The following is a 20,163-nucleotide window of genomic DNA, read 5'->3' as shown; positions in this document are numbered from 1 at the left end:
ACGCAGCGCGTCCTACGCGTCTGCCGTCTCGTCCATGTGGACGATGTGGGGCCGAGCGCCCGGATCACACCCAAAGGGGCCGGATCGCACCCCAAGAGTCTCCCGGCACCTTGACAGATGTAGGCATCAATCGGGCGAGCGCCGACGAAAAATGGGGTAGAGGCTGACCGCGATCGCCGCCAAGGTCAATGGGGCAACGATCGCCAGCATGCCGATCTCGAACGTCTGCCGAAACGGGGAGTCCGTGGCCCGCAAAACCACATAGACAAGATAACCGGCGAAATAGGCCAGGAAGACCGCGCCGGCCTTGCGTCCAACCCGCCCGACCAGGAAAAGGGGCACGCAAGCGACGGCGGTGAGGATCATGATCGGCAGATCCAGCTTCAGCACCGCGTGCGGTACAGCAATGCCATGGGGCGAAGTGGCGGCACCGATCCCCAGCACCGCAAGCAGGTTGAACAGATTGCTACCGATCAGGTTGCCGACTGCGATATCGCGATGACCGCGCAACCCGGCAATGACAGAGGTCGCCACCTCGGGCAGCGAGGTTCCCACAGCCACCAGGGTCAGACCGATGACCAGTTCGCCGACACCCAGCACCCGGGCGATGTCGACCGCACCCATCACCAGAAGACGCGCCCCCATCGACAGCAGGACCAGGCCGACCAGCAAACGCACCGTCTCGCGCGCCATCGCCCAGGGACCGAGAGGCTCGACCAAAGACGAGGCGGACGCACCGGAACAGGAGCCCTCACGCCGTCCCTCGCACATCGACCACCAGAGATAACCGAGCAGCGCCGCACACAACAGCACCCCGTCCAGATGGCCGAGCCGACGATCCAGCGACAACAGCCAGACCCCGACAGAAACGGCGATCACCAGAGGCAGATCGATCCGCCGAACCCGTTCATGCACCACCAAGGGGGCCACAATGGCCGCGACACCGATGACCAGCAGGATATTGGCGATATTGCTGCCCACGACATTGCCGACGGCGAGATTCGATGCGCCAGACCACACCGACTGGATGGTCACGGCCAATTCGGGCGCGCTGGTGCCAAAGGCCACCACCGTGAGACCGATAACCAAGGGACTGATCCGCATCGCCGCCGCCAAGGCCACAGCGGCGCGGACCAGAAGCTCGCCTCCCGCAACCAGGCCGACGAAACCGACGAGTATCAGTGACAGCGACACAAGCGATTCGAGCATCGGCATCCATGGCTCCACAACAATGAGGCGCGTTGACACGAAACCGCCCGGACCCTAAACAGAACTCGAACGATCCCTTGGAGGATCCGGATCGAGAAGCATCGATCGACGAGCCGCAAATCAGAAGGGTACGAAGCCAACCACCGGATTGCCCTGGGTCAGCTCCGCGCCACCACGACCCTCACCGGTCCGATAGCGCACCAGCACCCGCTCCAGCGCGGGGAAGCCGATGAAAAATCCCAGGGCCACCGAGTCCAGATGCTCCGGACTCAGACAGGCGAACCGATAGTCCACGCCGATCTCGTCCGCGACCCCGGCCCCTCGGGCGGCATCGCCCTTCAGGACCACCTCGGCCAGACTGCAGGCCGCCTGGGTGTCGAAACGCATCATTCCGGTGCCGTTGCGCAGATTCTCGCGCGCCAACCCCAGGGTCTCGCGCTCCTGGGCATTGCGCGCGGCACCGTCAAATCCAACCAGGGTCGCGCGCGGGGCGCGGAAATGGGCGAGGATCGTAGCCCCGTCGATCTCGATGGTCAGCATCGCCATTCCCTGCGGCATGGCCCGTACCTGGGGCGCCGCATCGGCGATGCCCATCGCTCCGACGCAACAGAGAACAAGCCGGAAAGCGGAGACGCCGAGCTTCCGCCGGTTGACCCTCATCCCTCCACGCCCTTCCCCACGCAGCAGGCACAGACGCCTAAAACCTCGACGACACGACGCTCCGGTCGGAAGCCCGTTTCATCGGCCGCCGAACGCAGGCTCTCGCAGATCGCCTCGTCCTCCAGTTCGGTCACCAGACCGCAGGTGCGGCAGATGAGAAACTGACCCGAGTGCGGATGATCCGGGTGACGACAGCCGATGAAGGCGTGCAGACTCTCCAGTTTATGCACTAGCCCCTGCTCCAGCAGAAAATCGAGCGCCCGATACACGGTCGGCGGAGCCAGGGGCCGCGAACCATCGCGCATCGCCTCCAGGATCTCGTAGGCACCCAAGGGCCGGGAGGCGGAACAGAGAATCGCCAATACGCGCCGACGCTGAGGCGTGAGTCGCACGCCGCGCCGCACGCAGAGCGCGTCGGCACGCTCCAACGGGCCGAACGCAGCAGGCGTCCCCATCAGGCCGCCCTCGCCCGACGCGCGGCAAGACGTCGCCGCAGAAAGTGGCTCGACAGTGCCGAAAGCACATAGACGGCACCGGCAATTAGGATGATGGTCGGGCCGGTCGGCAGATCCGGCCCATAGGACAGCGCTAGACCCAGCGAGGTGAAGCCCCCTCCCAACAGGGTCGCGAGCAGCATCATACCGCCCAGCGAATGGAGATAATGGCCGGCGATCGCCGCTGGCAGCGTCAGCAGGGCGATCACCAGGATCAGCCCCACGACCTGGATCAGCAGGACCACGGTGACGGCCACCAGACACAGCAGGAGCAGATAGAAAAAGGCGACCGGGACGCCCCGCAGCCGCGCGAACTCCTCATCGAAGGTGATGGCCAGAAACTGGCGATAGAAGAGCGCGACGGTCGACACCAAGACCAGATCCAATCCCGCCATCAGCCACAGCTCACCCGCCGGCACGAGCAGGATGTTGCCGAACAGGAAGCTCATAAGATCGGACGCATAGCCAGGCGTCTTGGCGATAAAGAGGATGCCGATCGCCATGCCGATCGCCCAGAGAGCGCCGATCAGGGTGTCCTCCTGGGTCTTCCAGGACAGCCGCACCGTCCCGATCAGCAAGGCCGAGAGGATGGCCGCGATCAATGCGCCCAGAAAGGGATCGAAGCCGAAATAGAGCGCGGCCCCCATGCCGCCGAGCACCGAATGCGCAATGCCGCCGGCCATGAAGGCGATGCGTTTGACCACCACGAAGGTGCCGATCACGCCGCAACCGACGCTAGCCAGCAGACCGGCGATCAGGGCGGTTTGAAGAAAGGCGTAGTCGCCGAGTGCGGAGAGGAATGCGCTCATAGTCAGTGGCTGTGATCGACCAGTCGAACGCGATCGCCATAGAGCTGGTGAATGGCATCGCCATCGACCGCGCTGGTACCGTGACAGGTCAGGGTACGGTTCAGACAGGCGACCCGACTGACATAATCCGAGATGAAGGCAATGTCATGCGAGACCACGAGGATGGTGAGACGCGCGTTCAGGGTCGCCAGCAGATCGAAGACGTCCGTCTCGCCGCGCTGATCGATATTGGCCGTCGGCTCGTCCAGAATGAGGATCTCGGGCTCGCCGGCCAGGGCGCGGGCCAGAAGCACGCGCTGCAGTTGACCACCGGACAGAGTGCCGATACGGCGCTTGGACAGATCGGACGCCTCCACCTCATCGAGCGCGCGGCGCGCCGCCGCACGGTCGGCGGCCCGATACCAGCCCAGCGAGGAACCGATACCGAGCCGACCCATGGTCACCACCTGCTCGACCGAGATGGGGAAGTCGCGCGGGAAGCTCGGAAACTGCGGAACATAGCCGATCCGATCCGACACCTGGCTCGGCACCTCGCCCAAGACCCGGATGCGCCCGGCCTGGGGCTCCAGCAAACCGAGAATGAGTTTCAACAGAGTGCTCTTACCACCCGCATTGGGTCCGACCAGCCCGACGAATTCGCCGCGCTCGACGCACAGATCCACATGCTCTAGGACGAGTGCATCGCCATAGGAGAAACTCACATCCGCTATCTGAACGATCGGACCCGAACCGGTGGTCTGCGATGGCGCCTTCGGCAAGAAAAAACCCTCTCATGCGGATGAATCATCGACACGGCGCAACCGCCGAATCGGAACGATAGCCGGATCGACGCGCCGACTTCGCGATAACGCTACAGTATAACAGCAGCCAGAGCGGCTTCGGCGGTCGTCGAGATGCGTTGGCCACTGTGCCGAGCATGGCGCAAAGGTTAGCATTGCACCTTTCGTTTCGAAGCTGATTCGCCGTCTTATGCCCCATTCATTCGACTTTCTCTGGTCATCGCAATTTCTCTGGGCCGTTGGCCTGGGCGCCTATGTCCTGGCCGTACTCTTCCTGACCCGCTTCCCTTACGAGGCCATGGTAGCGCGCGGAATGGAGCCGATCCGCGCCTGCTACTACGACCGCAAGATCGTGCACATGCTGGCCGGCGGCGTGGGCTCCATCATGGTACCCCTCGTCTTCACCGACCCCTGGTATCCGCTGATCGCCGGACTGCTGCTGACGCTCTTCACCAATCTGGCCCATGCGACCGGGCTGCGGCTCTACTGGTTCCAGACCGAGGAGAATCGCAACGACGTCAAATTCACGCTCATGTGGGCGACCTCGATCTCGGTGCTCTGGTGGCTGCTGGACAATCCCTGGCTCGCCATCCTGCCCTCGCTCTACATGGCCTTCGGCGACGGCGTGACCGGGATCGTGCGCAACGCCCTCATCCGCAAGCGCTCCAAAAGCCCGATCGGCAATCTCTTCATGCTGCTGCTGTGCGCGCCCCTGGGCTGGATCATCGGCGGCATGGCGGATCCGGCGATCCCGTTCTGGGGACTGATTTCGGCGGTGGTCGCGACAGTGATCGAGCGTTACGAATTCGGCCCCATCGACGACAACATTCTCATCACGGTCGCTGCATCACTGGTGCTCCTGCTGGGCACGGCGATCGGACCGCTGATTTGACCCCTCCCCCCGCCCTCTCCACCGGGGAGAGGGCATCCTGGAACACTGGCTCAGAAGACCTTGACCAGCGCGCTGGCTGCGAGCAGCAGGAAGATCACCCCGCTCAGCTGATGCAACCGTCGCAACGGCACCGAGCGCAGCAGCCGGCAACCAATGGTGACACCGAGGACCGAGGTGGTGGCGAGCGCCAGGGTCGCGCCGATCCAGACCGGGATCGGCTGCAGGTTGCTGGCGAGTCCGGCGACGGCAATCTGAGTCTTGTCGCCCATCTCAGCGAGCAGAATCATGAGAAAGGTGGTGATCAGAATGCCGCGCCCCGGAAGCGCGGGCACATCCTCGTCCTCGCCGCAGTCGGCACCGGAACGCAGGGCCAGGATACCGAAGACGGCGAAGAGGACGGCAACGATGCCGGCCAGAACGCGGTGCGGCAGCCATTCGGCGAGTCCGACGCCAAAGACCACGGCGAGCGTATTGAGAATGACGAAGGCCGCAACCGCGCCGACCAGGACCGGGACCTGGCGGTGCCGCGTGGCCAGCGTGATACAGACGAGTTGGGATTTGTCGCCGAGTTCGGCCAGAAAGATGAGACCGAAGGTGGTGAACGCCGGGCTGAGCCAGACGGGAATGGACATTGAGTCGAACGATGGCATGGATGGATTGGCCGGGGGCTGGGCAGGATGAGCAACGGACAAGACGCGATCTGCCCAGCCCCAGCCGGACACCGCATCAAGCCCGAGGTCTCGTCAAGCCTGCGCCGCGCGTGCCACGGTGTCTCCACCGAGTCTGTTGACCCGCGCCCCTTTCCACAAGAAAAGGCGACTACTCCCCTCAAGACGCGCGCAAATTATCCGACTGGAAAACCACTGTCAACGGCGCAAAGAACACGCTTTCGTGAATTCAATCACGTTCAGTTCGCTTGCAGACATTGAGAATAGGGTGTAATCAAGCCCTCTGCCGACCCTATCGACGATCCAGACATGATGACCAATCGACGCTCCCAATACCGACTGGGCACGACGACGAAGATCAGCGTGACCCTTCCGGACCGCACGGTGCCACTCGAGGTAGAGAACCGCAACATCTCTTGGGGTGGAGCACTCTTCATGAGCGCGGATCCGGCGATCTGCGACCACGACACATTGCGCCTAACCTTCCCCTGGACGGGAGACCAATCCTTCTCCGCCGAGGCGAAGGTGATGCGATACGAACGACTCGCTGATGGACAATTCGCGGTGGCCGTGCGTTTCTATAGCCTGTCTCCCCTAGACCAGAGCCGGCTCGTCAAGCTGCTCAAACTACTGGCGGCACAAGAGAAAATAGTCCGCTCGGAACCGATCGACCCAATCGCCGAAACGCTCGACCTTACGGTCACCGACGACCAGGAAATGCGGGAGCGTCTGAAACAGATCTCCGAAGGGCGCCTCTCCTTGACCACGTTCGGTGCCTACCGAACCGACCAGAGCCTGCTGCTCAATCTGAGCGGCAGCCAGCGATACCCGAACCTCTATCTGCGTGCCCGAGTCGTCTCACAGGAGATTCTGACCTTCCCCTTCAGCAACCAGCAGGATCTGGTCAAGCTGGAGCTGGACTTCGAGCACCCGGAGGAGGATCTAAGGGAGATCGCGACGCTCTTAGACACATAAGGCGCCATCCAGAGAAGAATCTCCCCATCGGGGGATTCAGCGCCCCCAAACCCCGCGCAACAGTTCGCGGCGACTGATTCCAGCGACCGGGGCTGGCGAAGGCGACGGTTCAGAGAAGAGACCATCCAGCACCGCTTCGGCGGTCGCGACGGCGGTCGCCTGATCGGGGAATTCGCCCATCGGGGAGAAGACCGAGCAGGCGGCGAAGGCTCCGACGCGCTCCTCCTCGGAGGCGATGAACTCGCAACAACCGCCGGGCAAGGCGACGTCCTGCTTGCTACCCTGCCCGCCCGGGCGAACGGGCGAATCCGCGCCAGGAACCCACACCAGATTCATACACCAGGGGGTGATGAGCACGCCGAACCAGTCGTCGGCGTACAGTCGCGCGCCCACCACCTGCACCGACAAGGCCGTATTCAGGATAGGCAACCCACGCATCCGGGTATCATGGATGCGCCGGAAGGCGGCCTCCAGTCGCGCGGCGAGATCCTCAATCGACATCGGCATGACCGGCATCGCTCAACGAACGGCCTCGATGATCTCGGCCAGACGCGCGGCACTGTCCTCGATGTCTTCCTGAGCGGCCAGCGCGGCAGCCGGAATGTCCACCACCTCAAGGGTATTGAGGATCAGCGAGTCGTCGGAGTTGAAATGCTGCACCCACCAGCAGTGACGCAACGCGGTGGCGGTGATGCGGCAGTTGCCATAGCCGCGCGAGAGGATGGTGATCGGCCCCGTGCCCAACTGGGCATCCAGATAGGCGAGATCGGCCTCGGAATGCGGCAACAGGGTCAGGTTGACGACGTGCGGCAGATCGCCGAAACGCCAGGTCCCAACCTGCTCGTTCAGTTCGGACAGGACCGAGCGGGCGGTGAGCACTTCATCCGGCGGGGTCTCGGGATCGAGTCCCTGCGCGGCCTCCTTGAAGGCGATCTCGCGCACGGCGAACGGGATCTCGGCGACCTCGATCTCATCGCGCGTCACCTGCCCCGAGGCGTCGCTCGACTGAACACGCCAGACTCCCGCGAGACGGGTCTCCTGTACCCGCATACCCTCATCCGAACCAAAGAGAATGCTGACCTCGCCCTCCCCCAGCGCCTGCGTCACCAGCAATCGATCTAACTCGGGCAGCGTCATCAGATCGACCACCCGCGAGGGCTCCAGTACGCGATAGCTCTGAAGCTGGATCAACAGGCTCTCCAGCAGACGGATGCCGCGCGGACACGCCTGGGCCTGTTCGGCCTCTGGCAAAGAGGGCGAAACATAGGTCTCCATCGCCTTGGGGAGCGGGAGATAGTCCAACTCGGCGCCATCCGGCTCCACCGGTTGCGAACCGGGCCCCAGGGTCAGACCGGGAATCTCGAAAGAATGCATGGATGATGACTCCTGTTGGAAGGACGAAATGGATGAACGATGAACCTGGACCGAGCCGCGATGCCGAGCCCGCAAAGAATCGCCAAACAATGGATTCCCGGTTGTTGCAGGTGCGAATACATTCGCACCTGCTTAGTCAGAGACGCCGCGCTTGGCCTGATCGCGCAGGTGCTCGGGCAGTGTCGGCTCGCGATCGACGAGATCGGCGAACAGATGATCCACCGACTCCCCCTGCATAGCGACCTGCATGGCGACCAGGGCATCGCGCACCCGCAATGCGTGCGTTTCACCCATGACCTCGCGGGCCGCGCCGAGAAACACCAGAACCCAGGCCCCGATCGGCTGCTGACCGACCAGCTGCATGTCGATCCTGTGGTGCTCGCCACCGTCGTCGCACCAGGCCCACAAAGGGCCGGATTCGATGACCTGCATGGGCACGCCGATGCACATCAGCCGGCACCCCGTAGCGCCAGAACGCGGGAGTCGCCGATGCGGCAGGCGACATCGGAACCCGGACGTCCGGCCTCATAGTCGGCGAGACGCAGCGAGGGATGCGGCATCTCATGGGTGGACACGCCGACCTCAGGATCGAGCGGCAGCCATTCCACGCCGAACGGCTCCAGATAACGTCGGGCCTCGACGATGGCCGGCTCGATCTGATCGCGAACCGGAGACCTCAGACTGCCGCCGAAATCCTCCAGCTCGACCGGCTGCACGCCGATCAGCAGCAGATGGCGCGGGAAATCGCCCATCAGGTCGGCCAGGGCCAGCACCTCTTGGAAGCCGGTCTGGTGCAGGCTCATCTTCTTGGCGCCCATGAATTTGGGCACCGCATCCCCTTCGACCAGCTTGAGGGTGCCAGGCGGCAGCCCGTAATCGACCGCGTCGAACACGACCAGAACGTCGGCCCAGCGAACCTGGTCGACGAGATAGATCCCCTGGGTGCCGCCGTCCAACAGTCGCACGTTGGGGGCGAAACCATAGCGGTTGGCGATCTCCTCGACCACTCGCACACCGAAGCCTTCGTCGGCCCAGAGGATGTTCCCGATTCCCAGGATGAGGACGTTAGGCGCGGTCACGGGCGGTCGTCCTTGAACATACGCCAGCCGCTGATCATGGTACTGATCAGACTCTGACGGGACATGATGTCCTCGCGAATAGCGGTATAGACATGAAGCATGACGAAGACCACCAGGACCCACATGCCCCAGTGGTGCCACATGCGCACGTCCTGGCTCTGACCGACCAGCGGAATGACCCAGCCGAAGAGCTTGTCCTGCCAGCTTCCCAGCCCCGTCTGTTCCGAATAGAGCGCCATGCCGGTGACGATCATGACCAAACCGCCAACCGTGATGATGACGACCATGAAAAGGTGAGCCAGCGGATTGTGGCCGACGTATTTGCGCGGCTCCTTCTCCAGGAAGGCGTACCAGCGCAGCTCGTGGACCAGTTCGCTCCAGAAACGTCTGCGCCAAAACGGCAGGGTGAAGAGCTGGTGCGAGTAGGAATTGCCGACGAACGCCCAGTAGATGCGGAACAAAAAGCCGACCATAAAAATGTAGGCGGCGGCGAAATGGAAGAAGCGAATGTCGCCCATCAGATAGTGATCGCTCGCCTCGCCCGACAGGGTCGGCAGCGGGTTGGCGATCAGATAACCGCTGATGGTCAGGGTGGTGATCGCGAGCGCGTTCACCCAGTGCCAGATGCGTACCGGGGCCTGATAAACATAGACCGCCGTGCGCTTGACCGTTGGGACGCCACTGTACATGGACTTAGTCTCCGAACTCATGGATCGATTTGGCCACGCCGGCCGGCATGGCCCCGGTCACTGTCGGTTGCGTCGCCCCCGCGACGCCCTGGACGCAGCGGGGGCGACCGGATTCCTCGTCGGCCAGCGCGGCGGCGGAAACCGTCGCCACGGCGATCACGAGGACCAGTCTGCTGATCGTCATGCCCTTTACCGCACCTTCACCCGTGTCAGCTCCTCGCCGTCCGGGCTCATGACATGGGTCGAGCAGGCCAGACAGGGATCGAAGCTGTGCAGGGTACGCAAGATCTCCAGGGGCTCCTCGGCCTTGGCCACGGGGGTGTTCATCAGGGCCGCCTCGAAGGCGCCGATGTTGCCCGCCGGGTCGCGCGGAGAGCCGTTCCAGGTGGTGGGAACCACGGCCTGGTAGTTGTCGATCTTGCCGTCCTTGATAACGACCCAGTGACCGAGCGCACCGCGCGGGGCCTCGCTGGTACCCACGCCCTTGGCCTCCTTCGGCCAGGTCTTTGGATCCCACTTGTCGACGTTGGCGGTACTGCTGTCGCCGGCCTTGAGGTTGGCCATCAGCTTGTCCTGGAAGTAGCGCATCTTGTGCGCGGCCCAAGAGCCTTCCAGACCACGGGCGGCGGTGCGCCCCAGGGTCGAGAAGAGCGCCGAGACCGGGAGCTGCAGATCGGTCAGCACCTTCTCGACCGGCTCCTTGAACTCCGGGTTGCCTTGGGCGTAGCCGATCACCCAGCGCGCCAGCGGGCCGACCTCCATGGCATGACCGCGCCAGCGCGGGGCCTTGATCCAACTGTACTTGGCGTTCTCGTCGATCTCCTCGATCCGGGTCCTGGTTCCCTTGGTGTTGGGGCCAAGCGTGAAGTTCGGCTCGGTCACGCCATCCCAGGGATGCAGCCCCCTGGACTCGTCGGCGTAGGTGAACCAGGAGTGATCCACGAATTCCTGAATCTGCTCGGGATCGCGCAGATCGACGTCGTGGATCTCGCTGAGATTGCCGTTGATGATGGCGCCACGCGGCAGGAGCTGGTTCGCGGCCGAGGTATCGTTGGCGTGGTCCGGGATATCGCCATAGGACATCAACGCCTGGCTGCTGAGTCCGCCGCCATAGGTCCAGTCCTTATAGAAGGAGGCGATCGCCATCAGGTCGGGCAGATAGACCTTATCGATGAACTCGATGGTCCGATCGATGATGGAGGAGACCAGATTCAGCCGCTCCATGTTGACCGCGCCGACCGCACCGACGTCATTCACATTGATGGCGCAAGGCACGCCGCCAACCAACCAGTTCGGGTGCGGGTTCTTGCCACCATAGACCGTATGGATCTTGACGATCTCCTTCTGGAAGTCGAGCGCCTCCAGATAGTGGGTGACCGCCATCAGATTGGCTTCGGGCGGCAGCTTGTAGGCCGGATTGCCCCAATAGCCATTGGTGAAGGGACCGAGCTGACCGGATTCCACGAAGCGCTTGATCCGGTTCTGCACGTCGCGGAAATAGCCGGGCGAGGACAGCGGCCAATCCGAGATGGACTGCGCCAACTCCGAGGTCGCCTTGGGGTCGGCCTTGAGCGCCGAGACCACGTCGACCCAGTCGAGCGCATGCAGGTGATAGAAATGCACCAGATGATCGTGCGCCTGAAGCGTCAACTGCATGATATTGCGGATGGAGTTGGCGTTCTCCGGGATCTGGATCCCGAGCGCATCCTCGACCGCGCGCACCGAGGTGAGCGCGTGGGTGCCGGTGCAGACGCCGCAGATCCTCTCGGTGAAGGCCCAGGCGTCGCGCGGATCACGACCGCGCAGGATGACCTCCAGACCGCGCCACATGGTGCCGGTGGAGACCGCGTTGCGGATGACGTTGTTCTCGTCGAGGTTGACCTCGCAACGCATGTGACCCTCGATCCGGGTCACCGGGTCGACGACGACGCGCTTGCCCGAGGTGTCGAGCTCGAAGCCGTTCGGTGTCTGCACGCTCATGCCTTGTCATTCTCCTCGTGATGCTCGCCCGAGCGCTGCTTGATGCGCTGGATGGCGCTCGCCGCCGCATGGGCGGTGATGGCCGCGCCGACCGTCCCGGCCGCGGCGATACCGACCTTGTCCGCGTTGGCCTCGATGCCGAATCCGTGGGTGGTGGTGACGTGGTGGTAGAAGCTGCCCTTGTCCCAGAAGCCGTCCTCGGAGCAGCCGATGCAGCCGTGGCCGGACTGGATTGGGAACGAGACCCCATTGTTCCAGCGCACAGTCGAGCAGGCGTTGTAGGTGGTCGGGCCCTTGCAGCCCATCTTGTAGAGACAGTAGCCCTTGCGCGCGCCCTCGTCGTCCCAGTCCTCGACGTACTGACCGGCATCGAAGTGCGGGCGGCGATAGCATTTGTCGTGGATGCGCTGGCCGTAGAACATCTTCGGCCGACCCTGACGATCCAATTCCGGGATGCGATCGAAGGTGAGCATGTAGGTGATGACCCCGGTCATGACCTCGGCGATCGGCGGACAGCCCGGCACCTTGATGATGGGCTTGTCGGTGATGACCTTGTGCACCGGAGTGGCCTGAGTCGGATTCGGGTGCGCCGCCTGCACGCAGCCCCAGGAGGCGCAGGAGCCCCAGGAAATGACGGCCTTGCAGTCGGCGGCGACCTCCTTCAGCTGATCGACGAATGGGCGCCCGCCGATGATGCAGCTCATACCATCCTGGTTGAGCGGCGGATTGCCCTCGACCGCCAGGATGTAATTGCCCTTGTACTTCTCGCGGATCTCGCCAAGGATGGCCTCCGCCTGATGCCCGGCCGAGGCCATGAGGGTGTCGTCGTAGTCGAGCGAGATCATCGAGAGGACAACGTCCGAGACCAGCGGATGGGCGGACCGAATGAAGGACTCGGAGCAGCAGGTGCATTCCAGACCGTGCAGCCAAAGCACCGGCGTGCGTGGTTTGGTTTCCATCGCGTGGGCGATCTTGGAGGCGAAAATCGGCTCCAGCCCTAGGGCCGTCGCCGTCAGGCTACAGTATTTGAGGAAGCTGCGACGGGTGATCCCCTGTCGGCGCATCACCTCGTAGAAGGTTTCAGTCGTTGCCATGGTTGATCCCAGTTGTGAACCCCAGCGGATTGACCGGCACGCGCACCGGCCCGATCGGAACTCAGAGCAACAAGGCAAGCTTCGAGCCAACTGATGACCACAACGCGAAGAGGGCACGTCTGACAATGGGGTACGGCACATCGAGCAAAACGATAGCCATCAGAAATCCGCAAAGTTCGTTTGCGATTTTTTCGATAGGCGCAAATCAAGTTTGCAGACCCAGAAAAACCGAGTGCGGAACAGGAGTTTCATCGGAAACGACGCTCTACAACCAGGTTGCGTAATTCTACGGATAGCTGCGACAGCTTCGATTGCGGATGCTATAGCGCGTTTCTCGACGCTTACCGCGCCTGGCACAGGCCCAAGCCGTCGCAGACCCGAAGCCGCCACACTCCTCCGGCTCGCCCAATTCTTAAACCGTCGAAACCACGTGCCCTCGGGCCGAAGGCGCCAAACACTAAAGGATGAACGGCCAATCAGGCGAACCTCTGGAAGACGCGCACCCCGAGTGCGCGACCTTACGGGAGAGGCTGCGCGAGGCCAAAGACAGGCTCTCGGACTCGCTTCCCGCTAGCCCGTCATATCCATTCACGCCCGAACCGACGCCACCAGACCATAGCGCCCCCCCGCCACTCGATCAGGCGATCGGCGCCGCCGCCAGCGCGGCCATGCGCCTGATGGAAACCGCCCTAGCCGAGCACATCCGGGCCGTCTCGATGGAGAAGGAACTACAGCGCGAAATCGATCATCGGCTGCGTGTCGAAAAGGCGCTGATGGAATCGGAGCAGCGCTGCCGTCGCATCCTGGACACCATCGGCGAGGTGCGCTGGATTTCGACGACGGATTGGGAAACCATTCTTGACATCGACCCCAAAGATCGACCGCCGCCCCCATAACAGACCCCATCGATCTACGACAGGTTTACGATGCCCAGCGCGGACAATGTGATATGCAGGGGATCCTAAACAACTTCCCGCGCCTGGGTCGTCGCCCCATCCACAGCCGATCGATCCTCGCGTCCCAAGATCGAACGCTTGACCGCCACAGCGCGAAGACGGTCGTCGTCGCTTGGGTTCGGCTTCCAGAACCAACCGGATTTGCCATGAACATAAGGGATCAAATGGTTGGTCCTGAAATAATCCAAGTCAGGCTCATGGTCGCACTGGCTGCATAGCTCAGACACACTGCGATCCCCTCGATTGAGGGACCGACGCAGCTTCGAAAAGGCGCTTCCAAACCAGGCCGCCTCGACAGATTGATCCATGAGATTACCGACTGTATTGACGCCCTCGAAATCATGACAGCACGCCAAGACTCGACCGTCTGGCTTGACATAAAGCAGATAGTTCGGCCAATCGCAGTAGCCTGAAACCGGGGCCTTGGCATACTGCTTCACATTCCCGGCACGACCGCCCCAATTCAGGTATTGAGTGCGATCGACATGCTCGACCTTGCCTGGGTGAAACTCTTTCGCGTACTCATGGAGCGGGACATTATGCGCAAGGGCATCCACATCGTAAGAGTTGATGTAGAGTCGATCCAAGCCCGCGTCGAACAAGGCATCGAGTTTTTCGACGGTCAGGAGATCGCCATTCGTGACCAATAGATGACAGCACCCTGGCAGCATCAATGTCGAGTACTGAAGAAAGCTGTAGATCCTGTTGTCGGTCAAGGGCTCATTCAGACTGAACAAGGAAAGCCGCCCTACGAAGTTGATCTCGACCAGTTCGTCGATGATTTTGAAGAACAACTTCGCTGGCATGCGTACGCTCTCGGACCGCTCCTTGATCCCGAACCAACAGAAATGACAGCGTCGCGTGCAATTGGTATTCGTTTCAATATTGACCTGAGCAAACCGACGGGCTGGCAGCCCCCATTCGAAATATTTTTGATAATAAAACCACGTCGCAAGATCCTTGATGGACGAAACAACCCGCCCTCCCGCCCGTCGGCATTCCGCTACCGCCTTTACCGCAATCCTCACAAACAAACTCCTCGAACAAGACATACCAACATCAAAACCAACCCCATCGATAACCCAACCCCCACCCGAAGTCCCGACATCATCCAAAAGCATCATCGGGCCGCCTCCTGCAATCCCCTCATCCATTGCCAAGACATCCGAGCGCCGAAGCGTCGAACTTCCAAAATGACAGCCCAAAACGGCCTGATCGATTGGTTGACGCGCGAAGCAGCAACTGCGGAAAATCGGTGTCGTCGGCGCCCACAACAGGACACCGGATCGGAATCGAAGGGAACCTCGTAGAAAACAAACGGGACATCTGCGGAAACGATCGCCCCATTCTCCCAGACCCATCGCGCGGGAATCCAGGTTTTTCGTCGGTCCATCGAACGCCTTCAGGAAACCGCGTCATCAACCAGAGAGCCTTCGAATGACCACCAGATCCCGCGCCTCCAGACGAGAGATCCTCGGCTGGGCGATGTTCGACTTCGCCAACTCGGCCTACACGCTGCTCATCATCACGGTCGTCTTCGGCGACCTCTTCACCCGGGTCATCGTCGGCGACGCGCCCGACTATCGACTGGGCAATCTGCTCTGGAGCCTGGCGCTCGCCATCAGCTACCTGATGGTCGTGATCGCATCGCCCGTGGCCGGGGCCATCATGGATTACACCGCGAGCAAGAAACGCTTCCTGTTCGCCAGCTATGCGCTCACGGTCGTCACGACCGCCCTGCTCTATTGGGCTGCGCCCGGATATGTGTGGATCGGCATGCTGTTGCTGATCCTCTCCAATTTCGCCTTCTCCATCGGCGAATCCTTCATCGCCAGCTTCCTGCCCGATCTGGGACCACCCGAGGACCTGGGCAAGATCTCCGGTTTCGGCTGGGCGCTCGGCTATATCGGCGGCATGATCGCCGCGCTCTTCGTCCTCTTCGTGCTCGGCGAGGTCAGCGCCGAGAACTTCGAGCGTATCCGCTGGGTCGGTCCCTGGACCGCCGTCTTTTTCCTTGTCGCCGCCATTCCGACCTTCCTCTGGGTCCGCGAGCGCGGTCGCCCGCGCCCCCTGCCGCCAGGAGCCAGCCTCGTCGGAGTCGGAATCTCCCGAGTACGCCAGACCCTGGCCCATCTGCGCCAGCACCGCGACTTGGCCGTGCTGCTAATCGCCGTCTTCTTCTCCATGAGCGGCATCTCCATCGTCATCACCTACGCCTTCATCTACGGCGCACAGGTGATCGGCTGGGACGCATCGGTGCGCACGCTCATGTTCGTCCTGGTGCAGCTCACGGCCGCTGCGGGCGCCTTCGGCTTCGGCTACATCCAGGACAGGATCGGTGCATTGCGCACCTATCTGCTGACGTTGATCATGTGGATCCTGGCGATCCTGCTCATCTATCTGACGCCGTCGATCGCCGAACTGGCGCACGACCGGCTCGGGCTCGACTGGGAGGCGCAGTACGTCTTCCTGGTGGTGGGATGCGTGGCGGGCGCGAGCCTGGGGGCCTGTCAGTCGACCACGCGCACACTCGTGGGGCTCTTCTCGCCGCTGTCGCGCTCGGCCGAACTGTTCGGTTTCTGGGGGTTGTCGATGAAACTGGCGGGAGTCTTCGGGCTGCTCGCGATCGGCTTGTTGCAAGCCGCGTTCGGACTGCGTCAGGCGCTGCTCTTCTGCGTACTACTGTTCGCCGTGGCGCTGCTCATCGCGCGACACGTCGACGAGACGCGCGGACGCGCCGTTGCCCAGGCGCACGATGCCGGACTGAAGGCGTGGTAGGAGTCGGACGGATTTCTTGAACCACAAAGGCGCAAAGATCGCGAAGGTCGATCTTTGGTGACTGTGCGTTCTTCGCGCCTTTGCGGTTCAAGTCTTATTAGGGCGTGATTTCCAGCAACACCTCATCCGGGTTCACCGCGTCGCCCTTGGCGACGAAGACCCCGGTGACGGTGCCAGCGATGGAGGCCTGGATCTCGGTCTCCATCTTCATGGCCTCAGTCACGAGGACGGACTGACCGGCAGTGACGCTGTCACCCTCATTGACCAGCACGTCCACGATGTTTCCCGGCATCGAGGTGGTGACGTGTCCCGGCTGGGTCGGCTTGGGCCGCTTGCCAGCGATCGCCTTCTTGACCGCACCCTCGGTGCCGCCGGTCAGAACCAGCTCGTCGAGCGTCTCGACCACGACCTCTTCCGGGATGTCGTCGATGGTGAAATAGAAATGCCGCTCGGCCTGCCCCTTATGACCGGCGCCCGTGACCTTGATGTGATAGCTCTCGCCATGCACGTTGATGTTGAACTCGGTCGGAGCCGACTTGGCGACATTGCTCGGCGGCGGCTCCAACGGCTCGGGCACCAGGGTGCCAGCGGCGCGATGCTCCAGAAAGGTCCGCCCGATCTCGGGGAACATGGCATACGTCAGGATGTCCTCCTCCGAACCGGCCAGGGAACCGATCTCCTTGGTCAGACGCTCCAGCTCTGGGTTGAGCAGGTCGGCCGGACGACAGTCCACGATATCTTCCTTACCGATCGCCTGCTGCTGCAGTGTCGCATCGACCGGCGCCGGCGCCGCGCCATAGCGCCCCTGGAGATAGAGCTTCACCTCGTTGGTGATGCTCTGATAGCGCTTCTCGGTCAGGACGTTCATGACCGCCTGGGTACCGACGATCTGCGAGGTCGGAGTGACCAGGGGCGGATAGCCGAGATCCTTGCGCACGCGCGGAATCTCGTCCAGCACCGCGTTCATACGGTCGATCGCGTTCTGCTCCTTCAGCTGGTTGGCCAGGTTGGAGATCATGCCGCCCGGAACCTGATTGACCTGCACCCGGGTATCGACCCCAGTGAAATCGCTCTCGAACTGGTGATACTTCTTGCGCACCTGATAGAAGTACATCCCAACCTCTTGGATCGCCTCCAAGTCCAGACCGGTGTCGTACTCGGTGCCGCGCAGGGCAGCGACCATGCTCTCGGTCGGCGAATGCGAGGTGCCGCCGGCCATCGAGGAGATCGCCGTATCGATGGTGTCGCAGCCATTCTCGATCGCCTTCATGTGACACATGTCGGCCAGACCGGCGGTGGCGTGCGAGTGCAGATGCAGCGGCAGATCGACGCTGTCCTTGAGCGCCTTGACCAGATCGGCGGTCACGAAGGGCGTGAGCAGACCGGCCATGTCTTTGATGGCAATGGAGTCGCACCCCATGGCGGCGAGCTCCTTGCCCATCTTGACGAACCCATCGACCGTATGGACCGGGCTCACCGTGTAGCAGATGGTGCCCTGGGCGTGCTTACCGGCGGCTTTGGTCGCCTCGATCGCGGTCTTGAGATTCCGCAGGTCGTTGAGCGCGTCGAAAATACGGAAGACGTCCATGCCATTCTCGGCGGACCGCTTGACGAAGGCACGCACCACATCGTCCGAATAGTGACGATAACCGAGCAGGTTCTGGCCCCGCAGCAGCATCTGCAGCCGGGTGTTGGGCAGGGCCTCGCGCAGCGTGCGCAGACGCTCCCAGGGATCTTCCTTCAGAAAACGCACGCAGGCGTCGAAGGTCGCGCCGCCCCAGCACTCCAGCGACCAGTAACCGATCGCATCGAGCTTGGGACAGATCGGGAGCATGTCCTCGGTCCGCATGCGCGTCGCGAACAGTGATTGATGGGCGTCGCGCAGAACGACATCGGTAATATTGATCTTCGGCATGGTATCGCTCTCAGCCGGGCACGACCCGGCATCTCGAAAATGGGAACCTTATAGACCGGCGTGTGCAGACAGGGCCGCCGCCAAGGCCGCAGCAATATCCTCGCGACGGCGCTTGGCCGAGTAGTTCAGCAACTCGGGATGGGCATCGAGGAATCCGGTATCGAAGCTTCCGGCGAGAAAGTCCGGATGGCGCAAAATTTCCTGATAGAAGGGGATCGTTGTTTTGACCCCGTATAGCCCGGTGTCGCGCAGCGCGCGGTGCCCACGTGCCACCACGTCCTCCCAGTTCAACGCCCAGACGATAACCTTCGCCAGCATGGAGTCGTAGTAGGGCGGAATATTGTATCCGGTGTAGATGGCCCCGTCGGTGCGCACGCCCGGACCGCCCGGCGCGTAGTAGCGCGAGATGCGTCCGAAGCTCGGCAGGAAGTTGTTCTGCGGATCCTCGGCATTCACTCGGAACTGGATCGCATAGCCTCGGCGCTTGATCTGGTCCTGGCGGTAACGCAACGGCAAACCGGCGGCGACACGGATCTGCCCCTCGACCAGGTCCACACCCGTGATGGTCTCGGTGATCGTGTGCTCAACCTGGATGCGGGTATTCATCTCCATGAAATAGAAACGCCCATCCGAGTCCAGCAGGAACTCCACGGTACCGGCGTTGGTATAACCGACCGCACGCGCCGCAAGCACTGCGAGTCCACCGACATACTGGCGCTGGGCATCGTCGAGCTGCGGCGAGGGCGCGATCTCGATCAGCTTCTGATTACGACGCTGAATGGAGCAATCGCGCTCGTAGAGATGGACGCAGTTGCCATGATGGTCGGCCAGTACCTGCACCTCGATATGACGCGGGTTGACCACGCACTTTTCGAGGAAGACCTCGGCCCGGCCGAACGCCTTGGTCGCCTCAGAGATGACGCGCTCATAGTTGTTACGCAGCGCCGCCGGATCGTCGCAGCGCCGGATGCCGCGCCCGCCTCCGCCGGAGGTCGCCTTGAGCATGACCGGATAGCCGATCTGCTCGGCGCACGCGAGCGCCTCGTCGAGGCTTGCCAGATTGCCCGGACTGCCAGGCGTCACCGGCACACCGGCCTTCTGCATCGCCTGACGCGCGGCGGTCTTATCGCCCATGCGCGCGATCACCTCGGCATTGGGACCGATGAAGGTGATGCCACGCCGAGCACAGGCCAGCGCCAGCTCGGGATTTTCGGACAGGAAGCCATAGCCCGGATGCACCGCATCGCAACCGGTGGACACAGCCAGGTTGACGATATGGTGCACATTGAGATAACCAGCCAAGGGGTCGGCCCCCAGACTGTAGGCCTCGTCGGCCTTCTTCACGTGCAGAGAATGGCGGTCGGCCTCGGAATAGATGGCCACCGAGCGGATTCCCATCTCGGCGCAGGCGCGAATAACGCGCACCGCAATCTCGCCGCGGTTGGCGATCAGGATCTTACGAAGCATCGGTTTGCCTCTGGGACGGCCGATTCAACGGCCGATGTAGCGGAAATCGAGAGACTTTCAGCCTCTTTGCTGCCACGCAGCAAAGAGGCTGAACTCGACGATTGTACAAACGCAATGCGGGAATTGAAATCGATGATGTGTCGATCAGCCCGATTGATCGCCCCGGCCCGAACCCTTCGCACGACCGAAACGCGCCCCGAACACCCCGGAACGCGTAGATAACCGGCCGAAAATAGAGGGGTGCGCCCCTCGAACAGCGCTGGAGAGATAAAGTCGGCGGCCCATCAAACCGGCTGCCATCCGGCAGCCTCGACGTCCGACAGGCCGCGAGCCCTTCACACGATT

21 protein-coding genes and 1 riboswitch are annotated in these 20,163 nt (G+C 62.4%); of the genes, 4 read left to right on the top strand and 17 right to left on the bottom strand.

Annotated elements, in window-relative coordinates; all coding sequences use genetic code 11:
* Window positions 1–126 precede the first annotated feature (126 nt).
* From THIDRDRAFT_RS05060 to THIDRDRAFT_RS05040, 5 genes are all read right to left on the bottom strand, one after another.
* Window positions 127–1,209, bottom strand: a complete 1,083-nt coding sequence (locus THIDRDRAFT_RS05060) for a calcium/sodium antiporter (RefSeq protein WP_139058629.1) — start codon at window positions 1,207–1,209, stop codon at window positions 127–129.
* A gap of 120 nt (window positions 1,210–1,329) precedes the next feature.
* Complete coding sequence (locus THIDRDRAFT_RS05055) at window positions 1,330–1,803, bottom strand: ZrgA family zinc uptake protein (protein WP_040843931.1); 474 nt, start codon at window positions 1,801–1,803, stop codon at window positions 1,330–1,332.
* 62 nt (window positions 1,804–1,865) lie between these two features.
* Window positions 1,866–2,324, bottom strand: a complete 459-nt coding sequence (locus THIDRDRAFT_RS05050; protein ID WP_007039730.1) for a Fur family transcriptional regulator — start codon at window positions 2,322–2,324, stop codon at window positions 1,866–1,868.
* The gene (locus tag THIDRDRAFT_RS05045; protein WP_007039729.1) at window positions 2,324–3,172 is read right to left on the bottom strand and encodes a metal ABC transporter permease; all 849 of its coding nucleotides are present in this window, start codon (window positions 3,170–3,172) and stop codon (window positions 2,324–2,326) included. Before THIDRDRAFT_RS05045 ends, THIDRDRAFT_RS05050 begins: the two co-directional genes overlap by 1 nt.
* A gap of 2 nt (window positions 3,173–3,174) precedes the next feature.
* Window positions 3,175–3,930, bottom strand: coding sequence for a metal ABC transporter ATP-binding protein (locus THIDRDRAFT_RS05040; RefSeq protein WP_007039728.1), 756 nt, complete (start codon window positions 3,928–3,930; stop codon window positions 3,175–3,177).
* A gap of 211 nt (window positions 3,931–4,141) precedes the next feature.
* On the opposite strand from THIDRDRAFT_RS05040, the gene THIDRDRAFT_RS05035 reads away from it, so the two are divergent.
* Window positions 4,142–4,843 (top strand): hypothetical protein, encoded by a 702-nt coding sequence (locus THIDRDRAFT_RS05035; RefSeq protein ID WP_007039727.1) that lies wholly within the window; start codon window positions 4,142–4,144, stop codon window positions 4,841–4,843.
* A 50-nt stretch (window positions 4,844–4,893) separates the two neighbouring features.
* On the opposite strand, the gene THIDRDRAFT_RS05030 is transcribed toward THIDRDRAFT_RS05035, so the two are convergent.
* On the bottom strand, window positions 4,894–5,475 hold the full coding sequence (locus THIDRDRAFT_RS05030; RefSeq protein WP_139058628.1) for a TMEM165/GDT1 family protein: 582 nt from the start codon (window positions 5,473–5,475) through the stop codon (window positions 4,894–4,896).
* Between the two features lie 31 nt (window positions 5,476–5,506).
* Window positions 5,507–5,677, bottom strand: a riboswitch (yybP-ykoY riboswitch).
* A gap of 143 nt (window positions 5,678–5,820) precedes the next feature.
* On the opposite strand from THIDRDRAFT_RS05030, the gene THIDRDRAFT_RS05025 reads away from it, so the two are divergent.
* On the top strand, window positions 5,821–6,486 hold the full coding sequence (locus THIDRDRAFT_RS05025; RefSeq protein WP_007039725.1) for a PilZ domain-containing protein: 666 nt from the start codon (window positions 5,821–5,823) through the stop codon (window positions 6,484–6,486).
* Between the two features lie 36 nt (window positions 6,487–6,522).
* Here the strand turns inward: THIDRDRAFT_RS05025 and hybE are convergent, their stop codons facing one another.
* The 8 genes from hybE to THIDRDRAFT_RS04985 all read right to left on the bottom strand — a co-directional run bounded on the left by hybE (window position 6,523) and on the right by THIDRDRAFT_RS04985 (window position 12,702).
* Window positions 6,523–6,993 carry a [NiFe]-hydrogenase assembly chaperone HybE gene (gene hybE, locus THIDRDRAFT_RS05020; protein WP_040843972.1) on the bottom strand — a complete coding sequence of 157 codons (471 nt, stop codon included), beginning with the start codon at window positions 6,991–6,993 and terminating at the stop codon, window positions 6,523–6,525.
* Window positions 6,994–7,005: 12 nt separating this feature from the next.
* A complete protein-coding gene (locus THIDRDRAFT_RS05015) occupies window positions 7,006–7,860 on the bottom strand; it encodes a hydrogenase expression/formation protein (protein ID WP_007039723.1) in 855 nt (284 codons plus the stop codon).
* 132 nt (window positions 7,861–7,992) lie between these two features.
* Window positions 7,993–8,310 carry a HypC/HybG/HupF family hydrogenase formation chaperone gene (hypC, locus tag THIDRDRAFT_RS05010; RefSeq protein ID WP_007039722.1) on the bottom strand — a complete coding sequence of 106 codons (318 nt, stop codon included), beginning with the start codon at window positions 8,308–8,310 and terminating at the stop codon, window positions 7,993–7,995.
* Entirely contained in the window at window positions 8,310–8,939 is a 630-nt protein-coding gene (locus THIDRDRAFT_RS05005; protein ID WP_007039721.1) for a HyaD/HybD family hydrogenase maturation endopeptidase, read from the bottom strand. Before THIDRDRAFT_RS05005 ends, hypC begins: the two co-directional genes overlap by 1 nt.
* A complete protein-coding gene (gene cybH / locus THIDRDRAFT_RS05000) occupies window positions 8,936–9,628 on the bottom strand; it encodes a Ni/Fe-hydrogenase, b-type cytochrome subunit (protein ID WP_007039720.1) in 693 nt (230 codons plus the stop codon). Before cybH ends, THIDRDRAFT_RS05005 begins: the two co-directional genes overlap by 4 nt.
* Before the next feature lie 4 nt (window positions 9,629–9,632).
* Window positions 9,633–9,812: a hypothetical protein gene (locus THIDRDRAFT_RS04995; protein WP_007039719.1), complete on the bottom strand. Its 180-nt coding sequence runs from the start codon at window positions 9,810–9,812 to the stop codon at window positions 9,633–9,635.
* 5 nt (window positions 9,813–9,817) lie between these two features.
* Entirely contained in the window at window positions 9,818–11,608 is a 1,791-nt protein-coding gene (locus tag THIDRDRAFT_RS04990; RefSeq protein ID WP_007039718.1) for a nickel-dependent hydrogenase large subunit, read from the bottom strand.
* Complete coding sequence (locus tag THIDRDRAFT_RS04985) at window positions 11,605–12,702, bottom strand: hydrogenase small subunit (RefSeq protein ID WP_007039717.1); 1,098 nt, start codon at window positions 12,700–12,702, stop codon at window positions 11,605–11,607. Before THIDRDRAFT_RS04985 ends, THIDRDRAFT_RS04990 begins: the two co-directional genes overlap by 4 nt.
* A gap of 464 nt (window positions 12,703–13,166) precedes the next feature.
* On the opposite strand from THIDRDRAFT_RS04985, the gene THIDRDRAFT_RS04980 reads away from it, so the two are divergent.
* On the top strand, window positions 13,167–13,598 hold the full coding sequence (locus THIDRDRAFT_RS04980) for a hypothetical protein (protein ID WP_007039716.1): 432 nt from the start codon (window positions 13,167–13,169) through the stop codon (window positions 13,596–13,598).
* A gap of 65 nt (window positions 13,599–13,663) precedes the next feature.
* Here the strand turns inward: THIDRDRAFT_RS04980 and THIDRDRAFT_RS24400 are convergent, their stop codons facing one another.
* Window positions 13,664–14,782, bottom strand: coding sequence for a radical SAM/SPASM domain-containing protein (locus tag THIDRDRAFT_RS24400; RefSeq protein WP_007039715.1), 1,119 nt, complete (start codon window positions 14,780–14,782; stop codon window positions 13,664–13,666).
* A 313-nt stretch (window positions 14,783–15,095) separates the two neighbouring features.
* Here THIDRDRAFT_RS24400 and THIDRDRAFT_RS04970 point away from each other — a divergent pair, with 313 nt between their 5' ends.
* Window positions 15,096–16,436 (top strand): MFS transporter, encoded by a 1,341-nt coding sequence (locus tag THIDRDRAFT_RS04970; protein ID WP_007039714.1) that lies wholly within the window; start codon window positions 15,096–15,098, stop codon window positions 16,434–16,436.
* A gap of 97 nt (window positions 16,437–16,533) precedes the next feature.
* Here THIDRDRAFT_RS04970 and oadA read toward each other — a convergent pair whose 3' ends face one another.
* Window positions 16,534–18,351 carry a sodium-extruding oxaloacetate decarboxylase subunit alpha gene (gene oadA / locus THIDRDRAFT_RS04965; RefSeq protein ID WP_007039713.1) on the bottom strand — a complete coding sequence of 606 codons (1,818 nt, stop codon included), beginning with the start codon at window positions 18,349–18,351 and terminating at the stop codon, window positions 16,534–16,536.
* A gap of 48 nt (window positions 18,352–18,399) precedes the next feature.
* Entirely contained in the window at window positions 18,400–19,818 is a 1,419-nt protein-coding gene (locus THIDRDRAFT_RS04960) for an acetyl-CoA carboxylase biotin carboxylase subunit (protein WP_007039712.1), read from the bottom strand.
* Window positions 19,819–20,163: the final 345 nt, after the last annotated feature.

The organism is Thiorhodococcus drewsii AZ1 (assembly GCF_000224065.1).
Lineage (GTDB): Bacteria > Pseudomonadota > Gammaproteobacteria > Chromatiales > Chromatiaceae > Imhoffiella > Imhoffiella drewsii.
This window is presented reverse-complemented; position numbering and strand designations above follow the sequence as displayed.